The following is a 16,000-nucleotide window of genomic DNA, read 5'->3' as shown; positions in this document are numbered from 1 at the left end:
CTAGCCTCCCTGATTTTTTGCATCTATCGATGTTGTTCCCCTTACCTTCTCTCCTCCCCCAACGAGTTCCATCTCTTCCAGCAAATACCCGGCGCCGGCAAATTTATCGATAAGGAATAACACATAGCGAATATCCACAGCAATGTTACGGCACATTTCAGGATCGTACATAATGTCGCTCATTGTTCCTTCCCAGCACCTATCGAAGTTAACCCCTACAAGATGACCTTCTGCATTAATAACCGGGCTGCCCGAATTACCCCCGGTAGTATGGTTTGAGGCCGTAAAACATACCGGAAGATCGCCATTGGCAGCATACCGGCCAAAGTCTTTTGTGTCATAAAGTTCACGCAGGCGAACAGGCACATCGTAGTCGTATATTTCCGGATTGTCTTTTTCCATTACCCCCTTAAGAGTGGTGTAATGTTTATATTTTACCCCGTCTTGCGGGTTGTATCCCTCCACTTTTCCATAGGCCACCCGAAGGGTAAGATTGGCATCGGGATAAAGAGGTTCCCCCGCTTTCATTTTCATAATACCGGCCATATAAGATTCCATATTTTGGTCAATTCGTTTTGAAACTACATTTACCACCGGATTAATAGTGGTTTCGAAATGAAAATTCAGCCGGTTATACAACTCAACTATCGGATCCTGCCTTAATTTCAACAATTGCTGCTTATTGCCTTCTGCAAGTAATTCTTTCATCTCCGGCCAATTATGCAACACCGATTTTCCGTACACCTTCTTTACCAAATCTTCTCCCTGATGCTTACTAAGGAGTTCAATCAGATAAACGGGCAAAAACTCAGGTTTCAAATCACTGGCCAGCATAGGAAGCAGTTCGGTAAAAAGTTTTTCGTCGGTAGCCCGGTTGTAATCCTTAAAGAAGGAAGAAAGGTACTCCTCTGCACTCTTTAACTGACTTTCCCATTTTATATCCTGGTTATTCTCCAAGTTACGCACCATATTATCGACACTTGCCGCCACCTGGAATAGCTCTATTCCTCTCAGTACAATTTCCGAATAATAATCCGATGCTTTTATAAAGTCCTGATAGATAAAATAGAGTGTATCAAAGTTGGCAAACACCTTTTTGTATTCACTTTCCCATACTCCTTCTGTTTCAGCCCAATTCCGGAAATCTTTTTCAAAATCCAGTTTTTTGTTTACGGCATCGAGCCGCTGCAAACCAAGGATTTCACCCTGCCACTTTTTCCATGCATTGCTAATGGAAGCATGTTTCGCCGAATACTGTATCCGGATTTCCGGGTCGGATTCCATTGCGGCACTGATGATTTCCAGTTTTTTATCCCGAATGGCAATACGATCGGGATCACGCTGATTCAGGATAATATCCACTTCGTGGGATGGGATATATTCCATTGTTCTCCCGGGGTTGCCCAACACCATGGTAAAATCTTCGGGTTGAACTCCATTCAGGGAGATAGAAAAAAACTTTTTCGGTTTGAAGGGAACATTGTCCGGAGAATAGTCTGCCGGTTCGTTATTTTCATCGGCATAAATACGGAACAGTGAAAAATCCCCGGTATGCCTGGGCCACATCCAGTTATCGGTATCGCCGCCAAATTTTCCAATGGCCGACGGTGGCGCTCCCACCAACCTGACATCGCGATAAACTTTATAAACGTACACATAATACTGGTTGCCGTAAAAAAGAGGTTTCACTTCTACCATATATTTTTCCCCGTCCGAAGCTTCTTTTGCAACGCACAGAATATTACTTTGTATTTTTCTTTCTTTCTCTTCCGCACTCAAATTATTTGTTCCTTCCAATACCTGACTGGTCACATCTTCCATATATTCAAGAAATCTCACTGAGAGTCCGGGATTTGGCAGCTCTTCTTCCCTACTACCAGCCCAGAAACCGTTGGTGAGATAATCGTTTTCCATCGTACTATGCGACTGAATTTCACTGTAACCGCAGTGATGATTGGTTATGAGCAGCCCTTCGCCGGAAATCAGTTCCCCGGTACAACCTCCCCCAAAAATCACCACAGCATCTTTCATACTGGCTGTTCCGTCTGTTGTATAAATATCTTCAGCCGATAGTTGAAAGCCCATTTCCTGCATTTCGGACAGGGTGTATTTCTCCAGCAAAAGAGGAATCCACATTCCCTCTTTTGCCGAAAGGGAACCAATAAAAAGTAAGAAGGCAAAAATAAATAGCTTTATCTTTCTCATTTTTCTATTTTTTCCGATTGAGCGGCTAAGATAATAAAACCGTTTAAGGTTAAATACACCGAATTTTACGGAATATCTATAATTGCTTTTTCGGTTTTCATTTGTTAAAATTGCATCTGATTAACCTGTAATTAAAAATGAACTTATCGGGATTATCTGATACTCAAATCTGGAGCTCGTTAAAAAAAGGGGACGACAGGGCTATTTCATATATTTATTCCGAATATTCGGAGAAACTTTATCTGTATGGATTGAAATTCACCGCCGACAGGTTACTGGTGGAGGATGCACTTCAGGATCTTTTTGCCGACTTAATCAAAAAAAGAAAACGGCTGGGACACACCGACAATATTTTATTTTACCTGCTAAAATCCTTCAAACGAAAACTATTGCGAAAAATCAAGGCAGAAAAGCGGTACAAAAAAGATGAAAAAATAACCGAGTACCGATTTGATGTAACCTGGTCAATCGAGCATGAACTGATCTTAAAGGAAGTTTCGGAGCAAAAATCAAAAATGCTGCTGCAGGCATTAAACAAACTTACCCCACGCCAAAAAGAGGCGATTTATCTCCGTTTTTCCAAAGAACTGGACTACAATGCTGTTGCCGGAATTATGGACATCAGCGTGGAAGCTTGTCGCAACCTTATCTCAAAAGCCATTTCAACATTAAAAAAATGTATTGACGATACCGGCCAAAAAATGTCTCTCTTATTTATGCTTTTAAAAGTAAGTCTTAATTCTTAGAAAGGCGCGGCTTAGAAGCCCCCTACTGCCGGTTGATAACAGAGTTCAATTGCCGGTAGCCCACCAACCGGTCGTACCGCCCTGAAAGCTCACGATAATAAACAAAAATCTGGTAATCATTTTCGGTTTCCCAAAAACTCCCCTCAATATTTTTATGGTCGGCCACTTTCGCTCCCATGGGAACGTAAACATACATGTAATTATAATATCCTTGTTTTAGCAGCATGGTCAGTTCATAAGCGCTGGTATCAAAATTCCAGGTCATCTCATTGCTTTTATTGGCATTCCAATAGTTCAGTGCGCCAAACACATTTACGGTGCCTCCCAACAAAATAGATTCGAGCGGCAGGGTGAAATGTACAAACGTGTAGTCGCATTCGGTATCGTAATCTTCCACCTGAGGGTCCTGGCTCTCCACCACATACTTCCCGTTCATTTCCTCGTACGAGAAAAAACGGAGATTCGCCCTCACATCGTCGGTTACCAGCGTTTTATGAAAATATGGCCGGTGAAAATCGGTGGCTGCCACATTTTCGCCATTCATCCGGTTTGTCCGGTTATCAAAGTACCGGAATTCATTGCCGGCTACAAAAACGTTTTCCCGGTTATAGTCGTAAATCAAAGCCCGCTCGCGGATAAACAATGGTTTTAAATCGCGAATGGCATTATCCCACCTGTTATTTTGCATTATCACTACTTTTACCTCCTGCCGCGGATTTTCAATGTTCAGGTTTTCATGAAAAACCGTAAAATCCACCTCATGGTTTTCACCTTTAAAGGCATCAGCAGTAGCTCTGCGCACCGTTCCTTCCACATTTACAAGCGGCTCAACTACATGAAAACGCCGGCTTAACACAATATTCTCCTTGTTCCCGTTTTCATAAACTACCAGGGCGTAGTTTCCCGAAAGTTTAAACCCGAGATTTTCGTTCGGCAGGTATATCCGGTAATTTATATAATTGAAGGCCGTATTGAAGGAGCGGGCAAAATCTTCGACCGGGTTTTCGGGAAAGCCATTAATATAATCACTCTGCGGAATAAAACTTTCATTCCAGTCGGCATCGCAATGAATAACAGTGTATGAGTAGTCCTTCACTTCGCCTGAAAGATCGTCGAATTTAAAAACCAGCGGGTTCTCTTCTCCTATTTCCCATACCGGATTCGACAATTCAAACCCTTCACGGTACATCAGCATGGTTTTAATATCTTCTTTGTAAACTGCATTTTCATAATAAAAATTACCCTCCTGAGCCCGTACAGTAAAAACCACACCCGCCAAAAACAGTCCTGCAAAAAAAATAACTCTGTCCATTTACAATAATTTAAAGTAGCCTCAAAAAAATTACCCTTTGCAAAGATATCTCATTCTATATCAATTTGAAATTTTTCGTATTCCATATTAAATGAGCCATTTTATCCTCTTACTTAGCAGAAAACGTAAAAAAACCGATTTTAATCTGTTCCTTCCTGTATTCCTTTACCAACCTGTATTACAAACCAGGGTTCAATATTTGACATATATCACCAAACATATTGACATATCAGTATATTTCAAACCTTGGATTTTTCAGTTATTTACGTTGGCAAAAGTGAATTAATTATTTACTTTTGCCAACCTGAAAAACAATACTATTCTTAATAAAAAATGTCAGAAGTTATTAAGTTAAAAAAAGGGCTGGATATAAAGCTAAAAGGAAGTGCTGAGAAAGTACTGGAGACGCTGCAGGTTCCGGCCTCTGTTGCATTAAAGCCGACTGATTTCACGGGATTCACGCCCAAGATGAGTGTAAAACCGGGACATGAGGTAAAGGCAGGCGATGCATTGTTCTACGATAAATATCATCCGGAAGTATTTTTCACTGCACCTGTAGGGGGAAAGGTTGTTTCGGTAAACCGGGGCGAACGCCGCAAAATTTTGGAGGTTGTCATTGAGACTGATCCCAACGCCGGTTCAGTTGAATTCAAAAAAGCCAATCCCGGCTCCCTTTCGTCTGAGGAAGTGAAGGAGCAGCTATTGAAAAGCGGAATATGGCCGTTTATCAAACGCCGTCCTTACGGGGTTTTAGCATCGCCGGAAGAGAAGCCGAAAGCCATCTTTGTTTCTACATTCGACACAGCTCCCCTGGCGCCCGACTATAATTTTATTATGGAAGGCCATTTGGGAACTTTCCAAACCGGCGTAGATGCACTGACAAAACTAACCGATGGGAAAGTTTTCCTCGGGGTTGGCGAAAAATCGGTGTTTACGAATATAAAAAATGTCGAAATCAAAAAGTTTACCGGACCTCATCCGGCGGGTAACACCGGAGTACAGATTCATCATATTTCGCCCATTCTTAAAGGCGATGTTATCTGGACAATAAACCCGCAGGACGTATTATTTATCGGAAGGCTTTTTGAAACCGGGAAAGTTGATTTTAGCAGAGTACTTGCCCTAACCGGTTCGGAGGTGGAAAATCCCAAGTACATTCAGACAGTGTTAGGCGCTCCTGTTTCCTCGGTGACTGACGGAAGACTGAAAAAAGTAGAATACAAACAGCGTATCATTAGCGGAAACGTTCTTACAGGAACACGGGTGAAACCGCAAAATTACCTGGGATTTTTCGATTCGCAGGTGAGCGTGATTCCCGAAGGAAACGAATATGAATTATTTGGTTGGACCTTACCGGGGATGGATAAGTTCAGCGCTTCGAAAACGTTCTTGTCAAAACTGTTTCCCAAAAAAGAATATGTATTGAATGCCAATATACACGGAGGTGAACGTGCTTTCGTTTTGTCGGGACAATACGAGAAAGTAGTTCCCATGGACATCCTCCCCGTATTTTTGCTGAAAGCTGTTCTGGCAAACGATATCGACAAAATGGAACAATTGGGAATTTACGAAGTAATTGAAGAAGATTTGGCTTTGTGTGAGTATGTCTGTACCTCAAAAATCAAGGTTCAGGATATTTTACGCACGGGAATTAACAGCATGATAAAAGAGCTTGGATAACTTTAGCAGGAAATATAAAAGATGAAATTCTTAAAAGACTTTTTTGAAAAAACAGAGCCTCTTGTGCAGAAAGGAGCAAAGTACCACTGGCTGCAATCCGTACACGACGGTTTCTTTACTTTTCTGTTTGTGCCGAAGACCACGGCAAAAACAGGCGCCCATATTCACGATTACATCGATATGAAACGCACCATGTCGCTGGTGGTTTTGTCGGTGGTTCCGGCATTACTCTTTGGAATGTACAATGTGGGTTATCAACACTTTAAAGCCATTGGCGAATTGGCGTCCACCGGATTTTTCGACCTGTTTTTTTACGGTTTTCTGAAAGTGTTACCGGTTGTGATTGTTTCTTATGTAGTTGGGCTGGGCATTGAGTTTGCTTTTGCACAAATGCGCGGACACGAAATAAATGAAGGTTTTCTGGTTTCCGGAATACTTATTCCGTTGGTTATGCCTATTGAAACCCCGTTGTGGATGGTTGGCGTTGCCACTGCTTTTGCCGTTATTTTTGGCAAAGAAGTATTTGGCGGAACCGGTATGAATATCTGGAACCCGGCACTGATTGCCCGTGCGTTCCTCTTTTTTGCCTATCCGGCCCAAATGTCTGGAAATTCAGTGTGGGTTGCCCTGGGAAAAAACGATGTCCCTATTGACGGATTTACCGGCGCTACTCCGATGGCCGACGCTGCCGCCGGAAACATTAATTTCAACGTAGCAGATGCCTTCTTTGGTCTCATACCAGGTTCTATTGGTGAAACATCGGTGCTGGCTATTATGCTCGGGGCCTTCATTTTGATAGTTACTGGAATCGGGAATTGGAAAATAATGATTTCCACTATTGCCGGTGGTTTGGTGATGGGTATTCTCCTGAATATTTTTGCGGTAAATCCGTTTATGGAGCTTCCGTTCTGGCAGCACCTGCTTCTTGGCGGTTTTGCCTTTGGCGCTATATTCATGGCTACCGACCCTGTTTCGGCAGCTCAAACTGAAAGAGGAAAATGGATTTACGGATTCCTTATCGGTATCCTTGCCATCCTTATTCGTGTGGTAAACCCGGCGTTTCCGGAAGGAATGATGCTGGCCATACTTCTTATGAACACCTTTGCACCGCTTATCGATCACTACGTGGTGCAGGGACACATTAAACGCCGGATGAAACGGGCCCAAATTTCTGCATAACCGAAAAAATTGCAATTATGGACAGGAACAGTAATACATATACATTCATTTATGCGGCAGTAATGGTCATACTTGTTGCCGCCATCCTGGCATCCGCAGCCATGTCTTTAAGGCCCAGGCAGACCAAAAATGTGGAGATAGAAAAAAAGCAAAATATCCTTGCTTCTGTAAATATCGCGAGTAATGTCGATGACGCCGATGAAATTTATGCTGAAAAGATTAAAAATCAATATGTCATAAATTCGAAAGGCGAAACAGTTGAAGGAGAAGATGCGTTTGAAATCGATATGAAAAAGGAAAAGGCCAAGCCGGTTGAAGAACGCCTGTTTCCGGTCTTTGAATGCCAGACCGAAAGCGGATTAAAATATATTTTCCCCATGCGGGGCGCTGGTTTGTGGGGGCCCATTTGGGGATTTGTTTCGTTGAATGAAGATATGAACACCATCTATGGTGCGAATTTCGATCATCAGGGAGAAACCCCGGGACTGGGCGCTGAAATTTCTACCAGCTGGTTTCAGGAAGCTTTTAAAGGAAAACATATTTTCGACAGTTCAGGAAAGTTGGTTTCCATAACCATAACCAAACCCGGACAGGATGCACCGGAGGAACACAGTGTAGATGGAATTTCCGGAGGAACCATTACCAGTAAAGGATTGGAGCAAATGCTACTGGAAGATTTTAACAGTTACGAAGAATTCTTAATGAAGAAAAAATCATAAGCGATGAGCGAAACTCTTTTTTCAAGGAAAAACATGAAGCTGTTGTCCGACCCGTTAAACAACAGCAACCCGATAACGGTACAAGTGCTGGGAATTTGCTCTGCACTGGCGGTAACAGCCCAGCTTAAACCTTCGGTGGTTATGGCTGTTTCGGTAATGGCCGTGCTTGCCTTTGCCAATGTAATCATCTCACTTCTGAGAAATACCATTCCAAACCGAATCCGGATTATCGTTCAACTGGTAGTTATTGCCTCACTGGTAATTTTGGTTGACCAGGTACTGAAAGCTTATGTTTACGATGTAAGTAAACAACTTTCGGTGTTTGTCGGACTGATTATTACCAACTGTATTATTATGGGACGCCTCGAGGCATTTGCCCTGGGTAACCGCCCGTGGCCATCGTTCCTCGATGGTTTAGGAAACGCAGCAGGATACGGGGTTATCCTTATTATTGTTGGGTTTGTACGCGAACTGTTTGGCTCGGGTTCTATCTACGGTTTTCAAATTATCCCCGACAGTTGGTACATTGCCAACGGAGGTTTTTATGAAAACAACGGAATGATGATTTTACCCCCTATGGCCCTTATCACGGTTGGAATAATTATTTGGGTACAACGTAGCCGCAACCGTAAGTTAATTGAAGATTAATCGATTAGAAAAAGCAAATTATGGAAAATCTGATTAATATATTTGTCAAGTCGATTTTTATCGAAAACATGGTCTTTGCCTACTTCCTGGGCATGTGTTCTTATCTGGCCGTTTCCAAAACCGTTAAAACAGCTACCGGATTGGGCATCGCTGTTATTTTCGTGTTGGGCATCACTGTTCCGGTAGATTATTTACTGGAAAACTATGTGCTTCAGGAAGGCGCCCTTACCTGGCTCAGCCCTTCGTTTGCAGAGGTTGATTTAAGCTTTCTCTCGTTCATCATGTTTATTGCGGTTATCGCATCCATGGTGCAGCTTGTTGAAATGATAGTTGAGAAATTTGCGCCGGTACTTTATACCCAATTGGGTATTTTCCTTCCCCTGATTGCTGTAAACTGCGCTATTCTCGGTGGTTCACTTTTTATGCAGCAAAAGGCTTTTGTAAATATTGGAGAAGCCTCTGCTTATGGAATTGGTTCGGGTGTAGGCTGGTTTCTGGCTATTGTGGGCATTGCAGCCATCCGTGAAAAAATTCAGTACTCCAATGTGCCGGCACCATTACGTGGACTGGGTATCACGTTCATTGTTACCGGCCTGATGGGGTTAGCATTTATGGGATTCATGGGAATTAAATTATAAAACAAAAATACATTTTCAATGCTTTTGCTTTCAACACAAACGACTGTTGTTATAGCCAGTGTGGCCGTGTTTCTGGGGGTTGTTGTCCTGCTGGTAGCTATTTTGCTTTTTGCCAAGAAAAAGCTTACCCCATCGGGAGAAGTTCAAATCAGTATCAATGAAGGAGAACGGGAAATTGTTACAGAACCTGGAAATACATTGCTCTCCACGCTCAGCAACAATAAAATTTTGCTTCCATCGGCATGTGGCGGCGGAGGTACCTGTGCTATGTGCCGCTGCCAGATTGAAGAAGGGGGTGGTTCCATTCTTCCTACCGAAACCGACTTTTTTACCCGAAAGGAACAAAATGAAAACTGGCGCCTTGCCTGCCAGGTAAAAGTAAAAGAGAACCTGAAAATTAAAGTGCCGCAGGAAGTACTCGGCGTAAAAAAATGGGAATGCGAAGTCGTTTCCAATAAAAATGTGGCCACTTTTATTAAAGAGTTTGTAGTTAGGCTTCCTGAAGGGGAAAACCTCAACTTTAAATCGGGCGGATATATCCAGATTGATGTTCCCAAAATTGAAGTAGACTTTAAAGACATTTCAGTGGACGATCGGTTCCGCGACGAATGGGAAAAATTTGGCATGTTCGATTTAAAAATGAAAAACCCGGAACCTACATTCCGCGCTTACTCCATGGCCAACCACCCGGCAGAAGGTAATATCATCATGCTCAATATTCGTATTGCCACACCACCGTGGGATCGGGCCAACAATGGGTTCAAAAAACTAAATCCGGGTATTTGTTCGTCCTACGTATTCTCGCGCAAGCCAGGCGACAAGGTAACGATATCAGGTCCTTACGGGGAATTTTTTCTGAAAGAAAACGACAACGAAATGATGTTTATCGGTGGTGGTGCTGGTATGGCGCCTATGCGCTCTCACCTGTTCCACCTGTTCCATACTTTAAAGGAACCGAACAAAAAGATAACATTCTGGTACGGGGCACGTTCGTGGAAAGAAGTTTTCTACTACGATCAATTCCGCGAAATTGAAAAGAATTTCGATAATTTCGAATTTCACCTGGCCCTGTCGGAACCCCTTCCGGAAGATAAGTGGGAAGGCCCAACCGGCTTTATTCACCAGGTCATTTATGACCATTACCTGAACAACCACGAAGAACCTGAAGAAATAGACTACTACCTGTGCGGTCCGCCCATGATGAACGACGCCGTGCAGAAGATGCTTTATAACCTCGGTGTTCCGGACGAAAATGTTGCATTCGACGACTTTGGAAGTTGAGCTACATTACAAAGCCGCAAATGTAAAGTATTGAAAAAATATAAAGAAAGCCACCTTTCAATTGAAGGGTGGCTTTTTTGTAAGCTCGTGCATGCTGAATAGTGATTTCGGTAAATCTCTTTTTAATCCTGAAATAAAAAAAGAAGGACAATCTTGTAATACATTAACTTGCCCCCCAAAGACAGTACACTCTTCCCAACAAAGAGAAATACGTTGCAACAAGATTCTTCTTATCATTCAACTTTTTTTCTACTTTTAAGGCTCCATTGAGGGATGACAATTGACATTAATTCTGTGATTTGATGGCAGACAAGAAAGAAATGGACAACAGAAATTCACCGATTTTGACAAAAAAACAATTCGGTGATTTTTTTCAAAAAAAATATCATACTGCATGCCTTGTCGCGTTGAGATACCTCACAGATACAGACCAGGCAGAAGATTTGGTACAAGATGTTTTTGTCACCTTCTGGGAAAAAAGAGAAGACCTGAAAATTAAAACGAACCTGCAAAATTATTTTTTTACCGCAATAAAAAACCATGCATTAAACCAGGTTCAACGCGACAAAAGCCAAACCGTTCCCCTTTCGGAATTATTAATTGATTTAGCTGAAGAAGAAAACCACGAACGATTTGACGATGAAGAACTGGCCGTAAATATTGCATTGGCCATTGACGAACTACCTGCAGCGTGCCGCAATATTTTCACCCTGGCCTACCGCGAAAAGCTGACTTATCAGCAAATTGCAAGTCACCTGGACATTTCTAAAAATACGGTAAAAACACAAATGGGAATTGCCTACCGCCAGCTAAGGGAAAAACTAAAGAAGTGGGTAGTGGTTTTATTTTGTCTGAATATCAAACGCCATTTGAATAAGCTTTAGAATTCATTTCTGCTACTCTGAAATAAAAATAATTAACTATCTGGTTCAAAAGGAAAAACAATGGAATCGATAAACATTCAACCTCCCGAAGCAAACGGATAAACAAATAAACTTCCCAGTATTCCTAAAAAAAATCATTTTCTTTTCACCCTCTCCCAAAAAATGGTGTCATTAAAATAAAGAACATGGAAAATAAAGAGAATAATAAATTTGAACATTTCGCTTCACTTTTTCACGATCAGGAAAAAAGTGAACAAGCCGGGAATGTCCTGGACGATGATTTTCAGGCGGTGGAAAAAATCTACAACCTTCGTGAAAAAGTCAATAAAATAGCGCAATTAACCCTTGGGGAAGAAGCATGGAAAAAGATTGAGTGGAGGTTAGTGGAAAAAAAATCATTCACGATAACCCGGAGGCTCCGAAACTTTCGCTATGCTGCTATTTTTATTCTTTTGGTTGCATTAACAGGTGTAGCAGGAATAATGATATTCCAATCTTCTCAAACCAAAAACAAGATAACATTTACAGAGGTTGCTTCTTCTACCGGTGAAATGAGAGAAGTTGTATTGCCGGATGAATCCAAAATATGGATTGGCGCTAGTTCTTCGCTAAAATATAGCAGTGAGTTTGGACAGAAGAACAGGGAAATAATCTTTAACGGAGAGGCCATGTTCGATATAAAAAAAGCAGAACTTCCATTTCAGGTAACCCTGGACAATGCCTCTATAAAAGTTCACGGAACCAAATTTTTAGTAACCAGCTATTCGCAGGGGAGTAACAACGAAGTTATTCTGCTGGAAGGAAAAATTAAATACCACGATAAAAATAAGTCCTATAATATGTCGCCGGGAGAACGACTTACAGACAACCATTTAACCGGTAATATCACTAAAAATCAGATTAATACAGAATACTACTGTGAATGGGTCAACGGCAAAGTCTATCTCGACAACTGCAAACTAAACGACTTGATATTTCTGATGGAACAATGGTATGGGGCTACGTTTACTTTTGAAAGCAACCCGTTAAAAACCTATAAGTTTACAGGGGTTATCAACAAAACGGAAACACTGGATTACAATCTGAATATCATAACATTAACTAACAAAGTGAAATTTTATAAAAATGAACACGGGGTAATTATTATTAATGACTAAAAAAAGCCGGGAACTGCTACCAACAATTCCCGGCTGGTGAATTTAAATCATGCTTTTCAGTCCTAACGGAAAAGCACAAATCTTTAATTAACAAGAATCAAAAGTATGAAAAAAAAGTATTTGCCGCACCAAAGCGGCAGAATGAATTTCTTTAAATTTTTTTTATTTATGCGACTAACTTTGTTTTTGGTCTTGCTAAATGTTTTGGGAGTTTGGGCCAAAGGATCCTACTCGCAAAACTTTAACCTAAACTATGAAAACACGACCATCAAGGAGGTTCTGAAAGATATCAAGAAACAAAGCGACCTGGAATTTTTTTACAGCAACGACGATTTTGACATCAACGCCAAAATCGATATTTCTATAAAAAACGGAACACTTGAAGAAGTTTTGCAGGTGATACTGCCCTCGAATATGCAATACAGCATGGTTGATCAAACGGTAATTATTTCAAAGCTTGAATCACCCAAACCAATCCCTCAACCAAAACAGCAGAACATTATAAAAGGAATAGTAACCGATGAAGAAGGGAAACCACTGCCAGGAGTAACAGTTACCGTTCTGGGAACAAGCCGTGGGGTAATAACCGATGATGACGGGACCTACTCAATTGATGTACAGCCGGAAGACAGACTCGTTTTTTCTTTTATAGGAATGGAAAGTCAGATTATTGATGTGGGCGCTCAAAAAGCACTTAATGTTACCATGGAGGAAAAATCGGAAGAATTGGAAGATGTTACCATTGTCGCTTTTGCAAAGCAAAAAAAGGAAAGTGTCCTTGCTTCTATAAGTACAGTAAAAACAGAAGAACTAAAAATTCCTTCAAGTAACTTGACAACTGCACTTGCCGGTCGTGTCTCGGGATTAATTTCATACCAAAGAAGCGGTGAGCCCGGACAAGATGATGCAAGTTTCTTCGTACGAGGTGTAACATCGTTCTCCTATGCCCGCGGGCCACTCATCCTGATAGACGGGGTTGAGATGTCTTCATCTGATTTGGCCAGGCTTCAACCCGACGATATTGCCAGTTTCTCTATTATGAAAGACGCAGCAGCAACAGCACTTTATGGTGCCAGGGGAGCCAACGGAGTCATATTGGTTACAACAAAAGAAGGACGCGAAGGAAAAGCCAAAATTACCTTCCGGTATGAAACCTCATTCTCAATGCCTACCACTGAAGTGGACCTGGCCGATCCCATCACCTATATGAAGCTGAATAATGAAGCTGTGCTAACACGTAATCCTCTCAGTACGACTCCTTACTCAATGGAAAAAATTGAAAATACAGAAAGAGGAAGCAATCCTTTAATATATCCTGCGACCGACTGGTACAATACTCTTTTCAAAAATTATACGGTCAACCATCGGGCAAATTTTAATGTAAGCGGAGGGGGGAAAGTAGCCAGATATTACATTGCCGGGACATATAATCAGGATTATGGTATTCTCAATGTTGATAAACAAAATAACTTCAATAACAATATCGATCTAAAAAAATATTTACTAAGGTCTAATATCAATATCAATGTAACTCCATCAACAGAGGCCGTAGTCAGACTCCATGGGACTTTCGATAATTATACCGGACCAATTGACGGGGGTGCAGCTTTGTATAAAAAGGTAATGAGGACAGATCCGGTGTTGTTTCCTCCCTACTACCCTCCTACAGAAGAAACGGCTCATGTGCAGCATATTCTTTTTGGAAACTATGATGAGGGACAATATATAAATCCCTATGCCGACATGGTAAGAGGGTATAAAGATTATACAAAATCGCTCATGCTGGCACAGTTTGAGTTAAAACAAAATTTGGATTTCATCACAGAGGGGTTAAATATCAGAGGACTTTTCAATACAAACAGGTACTCTTATTTCAATGTATCAAGGTATTACAATCCTTTCTATTATAGCGCTACCGGCTACAATAAACAGGACGGCACTTACCAACTTTTTAACCTGAATCCTACCACCGGAACAGAGTATCTTAATTACAAGGAAGGAGTTAAATTGATAACTGCTACAATGTACTCTGAGTTAGCAGTAAATTATGATAGAACATTTAATGACAGACATGGAATTAGCGGTTTACTGGTTTCAACTATGCGTAACTATTTAACCGCAAATGCCGGTTCTCTTTCATTGTCGCTTCCTTCACGTAATCTGGGATTATCAGGTCGTTTTACCTACTCTTTCGACAGCAGGTATTTTTCTGAATTCAATTTTGGGTACAACGGTTCCGAAAGATTTGCACAAAACGAACGGTTCGGCTTTTTCCCTTCCGTTGGCTTAGCGTGGATTTTATCCAATGAACCGTTTTGGGCGGGCCGTCTTTCTGAAGTCATATCCAAAATAAAACTGAAAGGAACCTACGGACTTGTCGGTAACGATGCCATTGGAGATGCAAACGACCGCTTTTTCTATCTTTCTGAAGTAAACATGAATAACTCATCGAAAGGGTTCGTTTTTGGACAGGACTTCGGATACTCCTTAAATGGAGTGTCCATCTCCAGATATGCAAATGAACTGATAACATGGGAAGTTTCTCAAAAGCTTAATCTTGGAGCAGAAATCGGCATTTTTGATAGGTTAGAAATGATGATTGATGTTTATCATGAATACCGGAAAAATATTTTAATGTCAAGGGCAAATATCCCTACAACAATGGGATTACAGGCCACACCTGAATCTAACATTGGAGAGGCCAGCGGAAAAGGAATTGATATATCACTAGATTACAATCAATCTTTCAGTAACGGCATGTGGATTACCGCCCGGGCTAATTTCACCTATGCCACTGCCAAATATGAAGTATATGAAGATGTAGATAACACTGAGACTCCATGGCTTGAGCGTGTGGGACAGCCTATTAGTCAGCAATGGGGATATATTGCCGAAAGATTATTCGTAGATGAATATGAAGTCAATAACAGCCCTGAACAAACATTCAGTGAATACATGGGGGGAGATATAAAATACCGCGATATTAATAACGATGGAGCTATTACCCCTCTTGACAGAGTACCGATAGGTTATCCTACGCAGCCCGAAATTGTTTATGGCTTTGGTGCATCTACCGGAGTCAAAGGATTAGACTTCTCTTTCTTCTTTCAAGGGCTTGCACGCGAGTCATTCTGGATCAACCCTGTAGCCACATCTCCGTTTGTAGATGTGGATGGGAGTTCATCCAGAGTTTCTAAAAATGCTTTGCTCCAGGTTTATGCTGACAATCATTGGTCCGAAGACAATCGCAATATATATGCACTGTGGCCACGCTTATCTAATTTAATCATCGAAAACAATACGCAAACGAGCACCTGGTTTATGCGCGATGGTTCATTCCTTCGTTTAAAGTCAGTGGAAATGGGGTATTCTATTCCCAAAAATATTGTCCAACGTTACAAAATTGAGAACTTAAGGTTTTATGTAAGTGGGACAAACCTGTTAACTTTTAGCAAATTTAAATTGTGGGATCCCGAAATGGCAGGAAACGGGTTAGGTTATCCGGTACAAAAAGTTTTTAACCTGGGACTTCAGGTTACATTCTAAAAATC

Annotated in this window: 12 protein-coding genes; 10 read left to right on the top strand and 2 right to left on the bottom strand. The window is 41.4% G+C overall.

The genetic code is table 11. The annotated features are described in order from the left end of the window. Positions 1-2,205, bottom strand: coding sequence for a S46 family peptidase (locus tag D1164_RS02190; RefSeq protein WP_119348278.1), 2,205 nt, complete (start codon positions 2,203-2,205; stop codon positions 1-3). Between the two features lie 137 nt (positions 2,206-2,342). Between D1164_RS02190 and D1164_RS02185 the strand changes: the two genes are divergently transcribed. Beyond that, on the top strand, positions 2,343-2,951 hold the full coding sequence (locus D1164_RS02185) for an RNA polymerase sigma factor (protein ID WP_119348277.1): 609 nt from the start codon (positions 2,343-2,345) through the stop codon (positions 2,949-2,951). A gap of 22 nt (positions 2,952-2,973) precedes the next feature. On the opposite strand, the gene D1164_RS02180 is transcribed toward D1164_RS02185, so the two are convergent. After that, positions 2,974-4,263, bottom strand: coding sequence for a type IX secretion system plug protein (locus D1164_RS02180; RefSeq protein ID WP_119348276.1), 1,290 nt, complete (start codon positions 4,261-4,263; stop codon positions 2,974-2,976). A gap of 333 nt (positions 4,264-4,596) precedes the next feature. Here D1164_RS02180 and D1164_RS02170 point away from each other — a divergent pair, with 333 nt between their 5' ends. The 9 genes from D1164_RS02170 to D1164_RS02130 all read left to right on the top strand — a co-directional run bounded on the left by D1164_RS02170 (position 4,597) and on the right by D1164_RS02130 (position 15,995). Then, positions 4,597-5,943, top strand: coding sequence for a Na(+)-translocating NADH-quinone reductase subunit A (locus D1164_RS02170; protein WP_119348274.1), 1,347 nt, complete (start codon positions 4,597-4,599; stop codon positions 5,941-5,943). A gap of 21 nt (positions 5,944-5,964) precedes the next feature. Further along, positions 5,965-7,122, top strand: coding sequence for an NADH:ubiquinone reductase (Na(+)-transporting) subunit B (locus D1164_RS02165; RefSeq protein ID WP_119348273.1), 1,158 nt, complete (start codon positions 5,965-5,967; stop codon positions 7,120-7,122). A gap of 17 nt (positions 7,123-7,139) precedes the next feature. After that, positions 7,140-7,841, top strand: coding sequence for an NADH:ubiquinone reductase (Na(+)-transporting) subunit C (nqrC, locus tag D1164_RS02160; protein WP_119348272.1), 702 nt, complete (start codon positions 7,140-7,142; stop codon positions 7,839-7,841). A gap of 3 nt (positions 7,842-7,844) precedes the next feature. Continuing rightward, on the top strand, positions 7,845-8,489 hold the full coding sequence (locus tag D1164_RS02155; protein WP_119348271.1) for an NADH:ubiquinone reductase (Na(+)-transporting) subunit D: 645 nt from the start codon (positions 7,845-7,847) through the stop codon (positions 8,487-8,489). Between the two features lie 20 nt (positions 8,490-8,509). Continuing rightward, entirely contained in the window at positions 8,510-9,127 is a 618-nt protein-coding gene (gene nqrE / locus D1164_RS02150) for an NADH:ubiquinone reductase (Na(+)-transporting) subunit E (RefSeq protein ID WP_119348270.1), read from the top strand. Between the two features lie 18 nt (positions 9,128-9,145). Then, positions 9,146-10,408, top strand: coding sequence for an NADH:ubiquinone reductase (Na(+)-transporting) subunit F (gene nqrF, locus D1164_RS02145; RefSeq protein WP_119348269.1), 1,263 nt, complete (start codon positions 9,146-9,148; stop codon positions 10,406-10,408). Positions 10,409-10,710: 302 nt separating this feature from the next. Next, positions 10,711-11,292 carry an RNA polymerase sigma-70 factor gene (locus D1164_RS02140; RefSeq protein WP_119348268.1) on the top strand — a complete coding sequence of 194 codons (582 nt, stop codon included), beginning with the start codon at positions 10,711-10,713 and terminating at the stop codon, positions 11,290-11,292. A 185-nt stretch (positions 11,293-11,477) separates the two neighbouring features. Further along, on the top strand, positions 11,478-12,449 hold the full coding sequence (locus D1164_RS02135; RefSeq protein WP_119348267.1) for a FecR family protein: 972 nt from the start codon (positions 11,478-11,480) through the stop codon (positions 12,447-12,449). Between the two features lie 168 nt (positions 12,450-12,617). Then, the gene (locus D1164_RS02130) at positions 12,618-15,995 is read left to right on the top strand and encodes a TonB-dependent receptor (RefSeq protein WP_119348345.1); all 3,378 of its coding nucleotides are present in this window, start codon (positions 12,618-12,620) and stop codon (positions 15,993-15,995) included. Positions 15,996-16,000: the final 5 nt, after the last annotated feature.

The organism is Mariniphaga sediminis, assembly GCF_003573545.1.
In the GTDB taxonomy this organism is placed as follows: Bacteria; Bacteroidota; Bacteroidia; order Bacteroidales; family Prolixibacteraceae; genus Mariniphaga; species Mariniphaga sediminis.
Note: the sequence above shows the minus strand (reverse complement) of the source record. Positions and strands in the feature narration are given on the sequence as shown.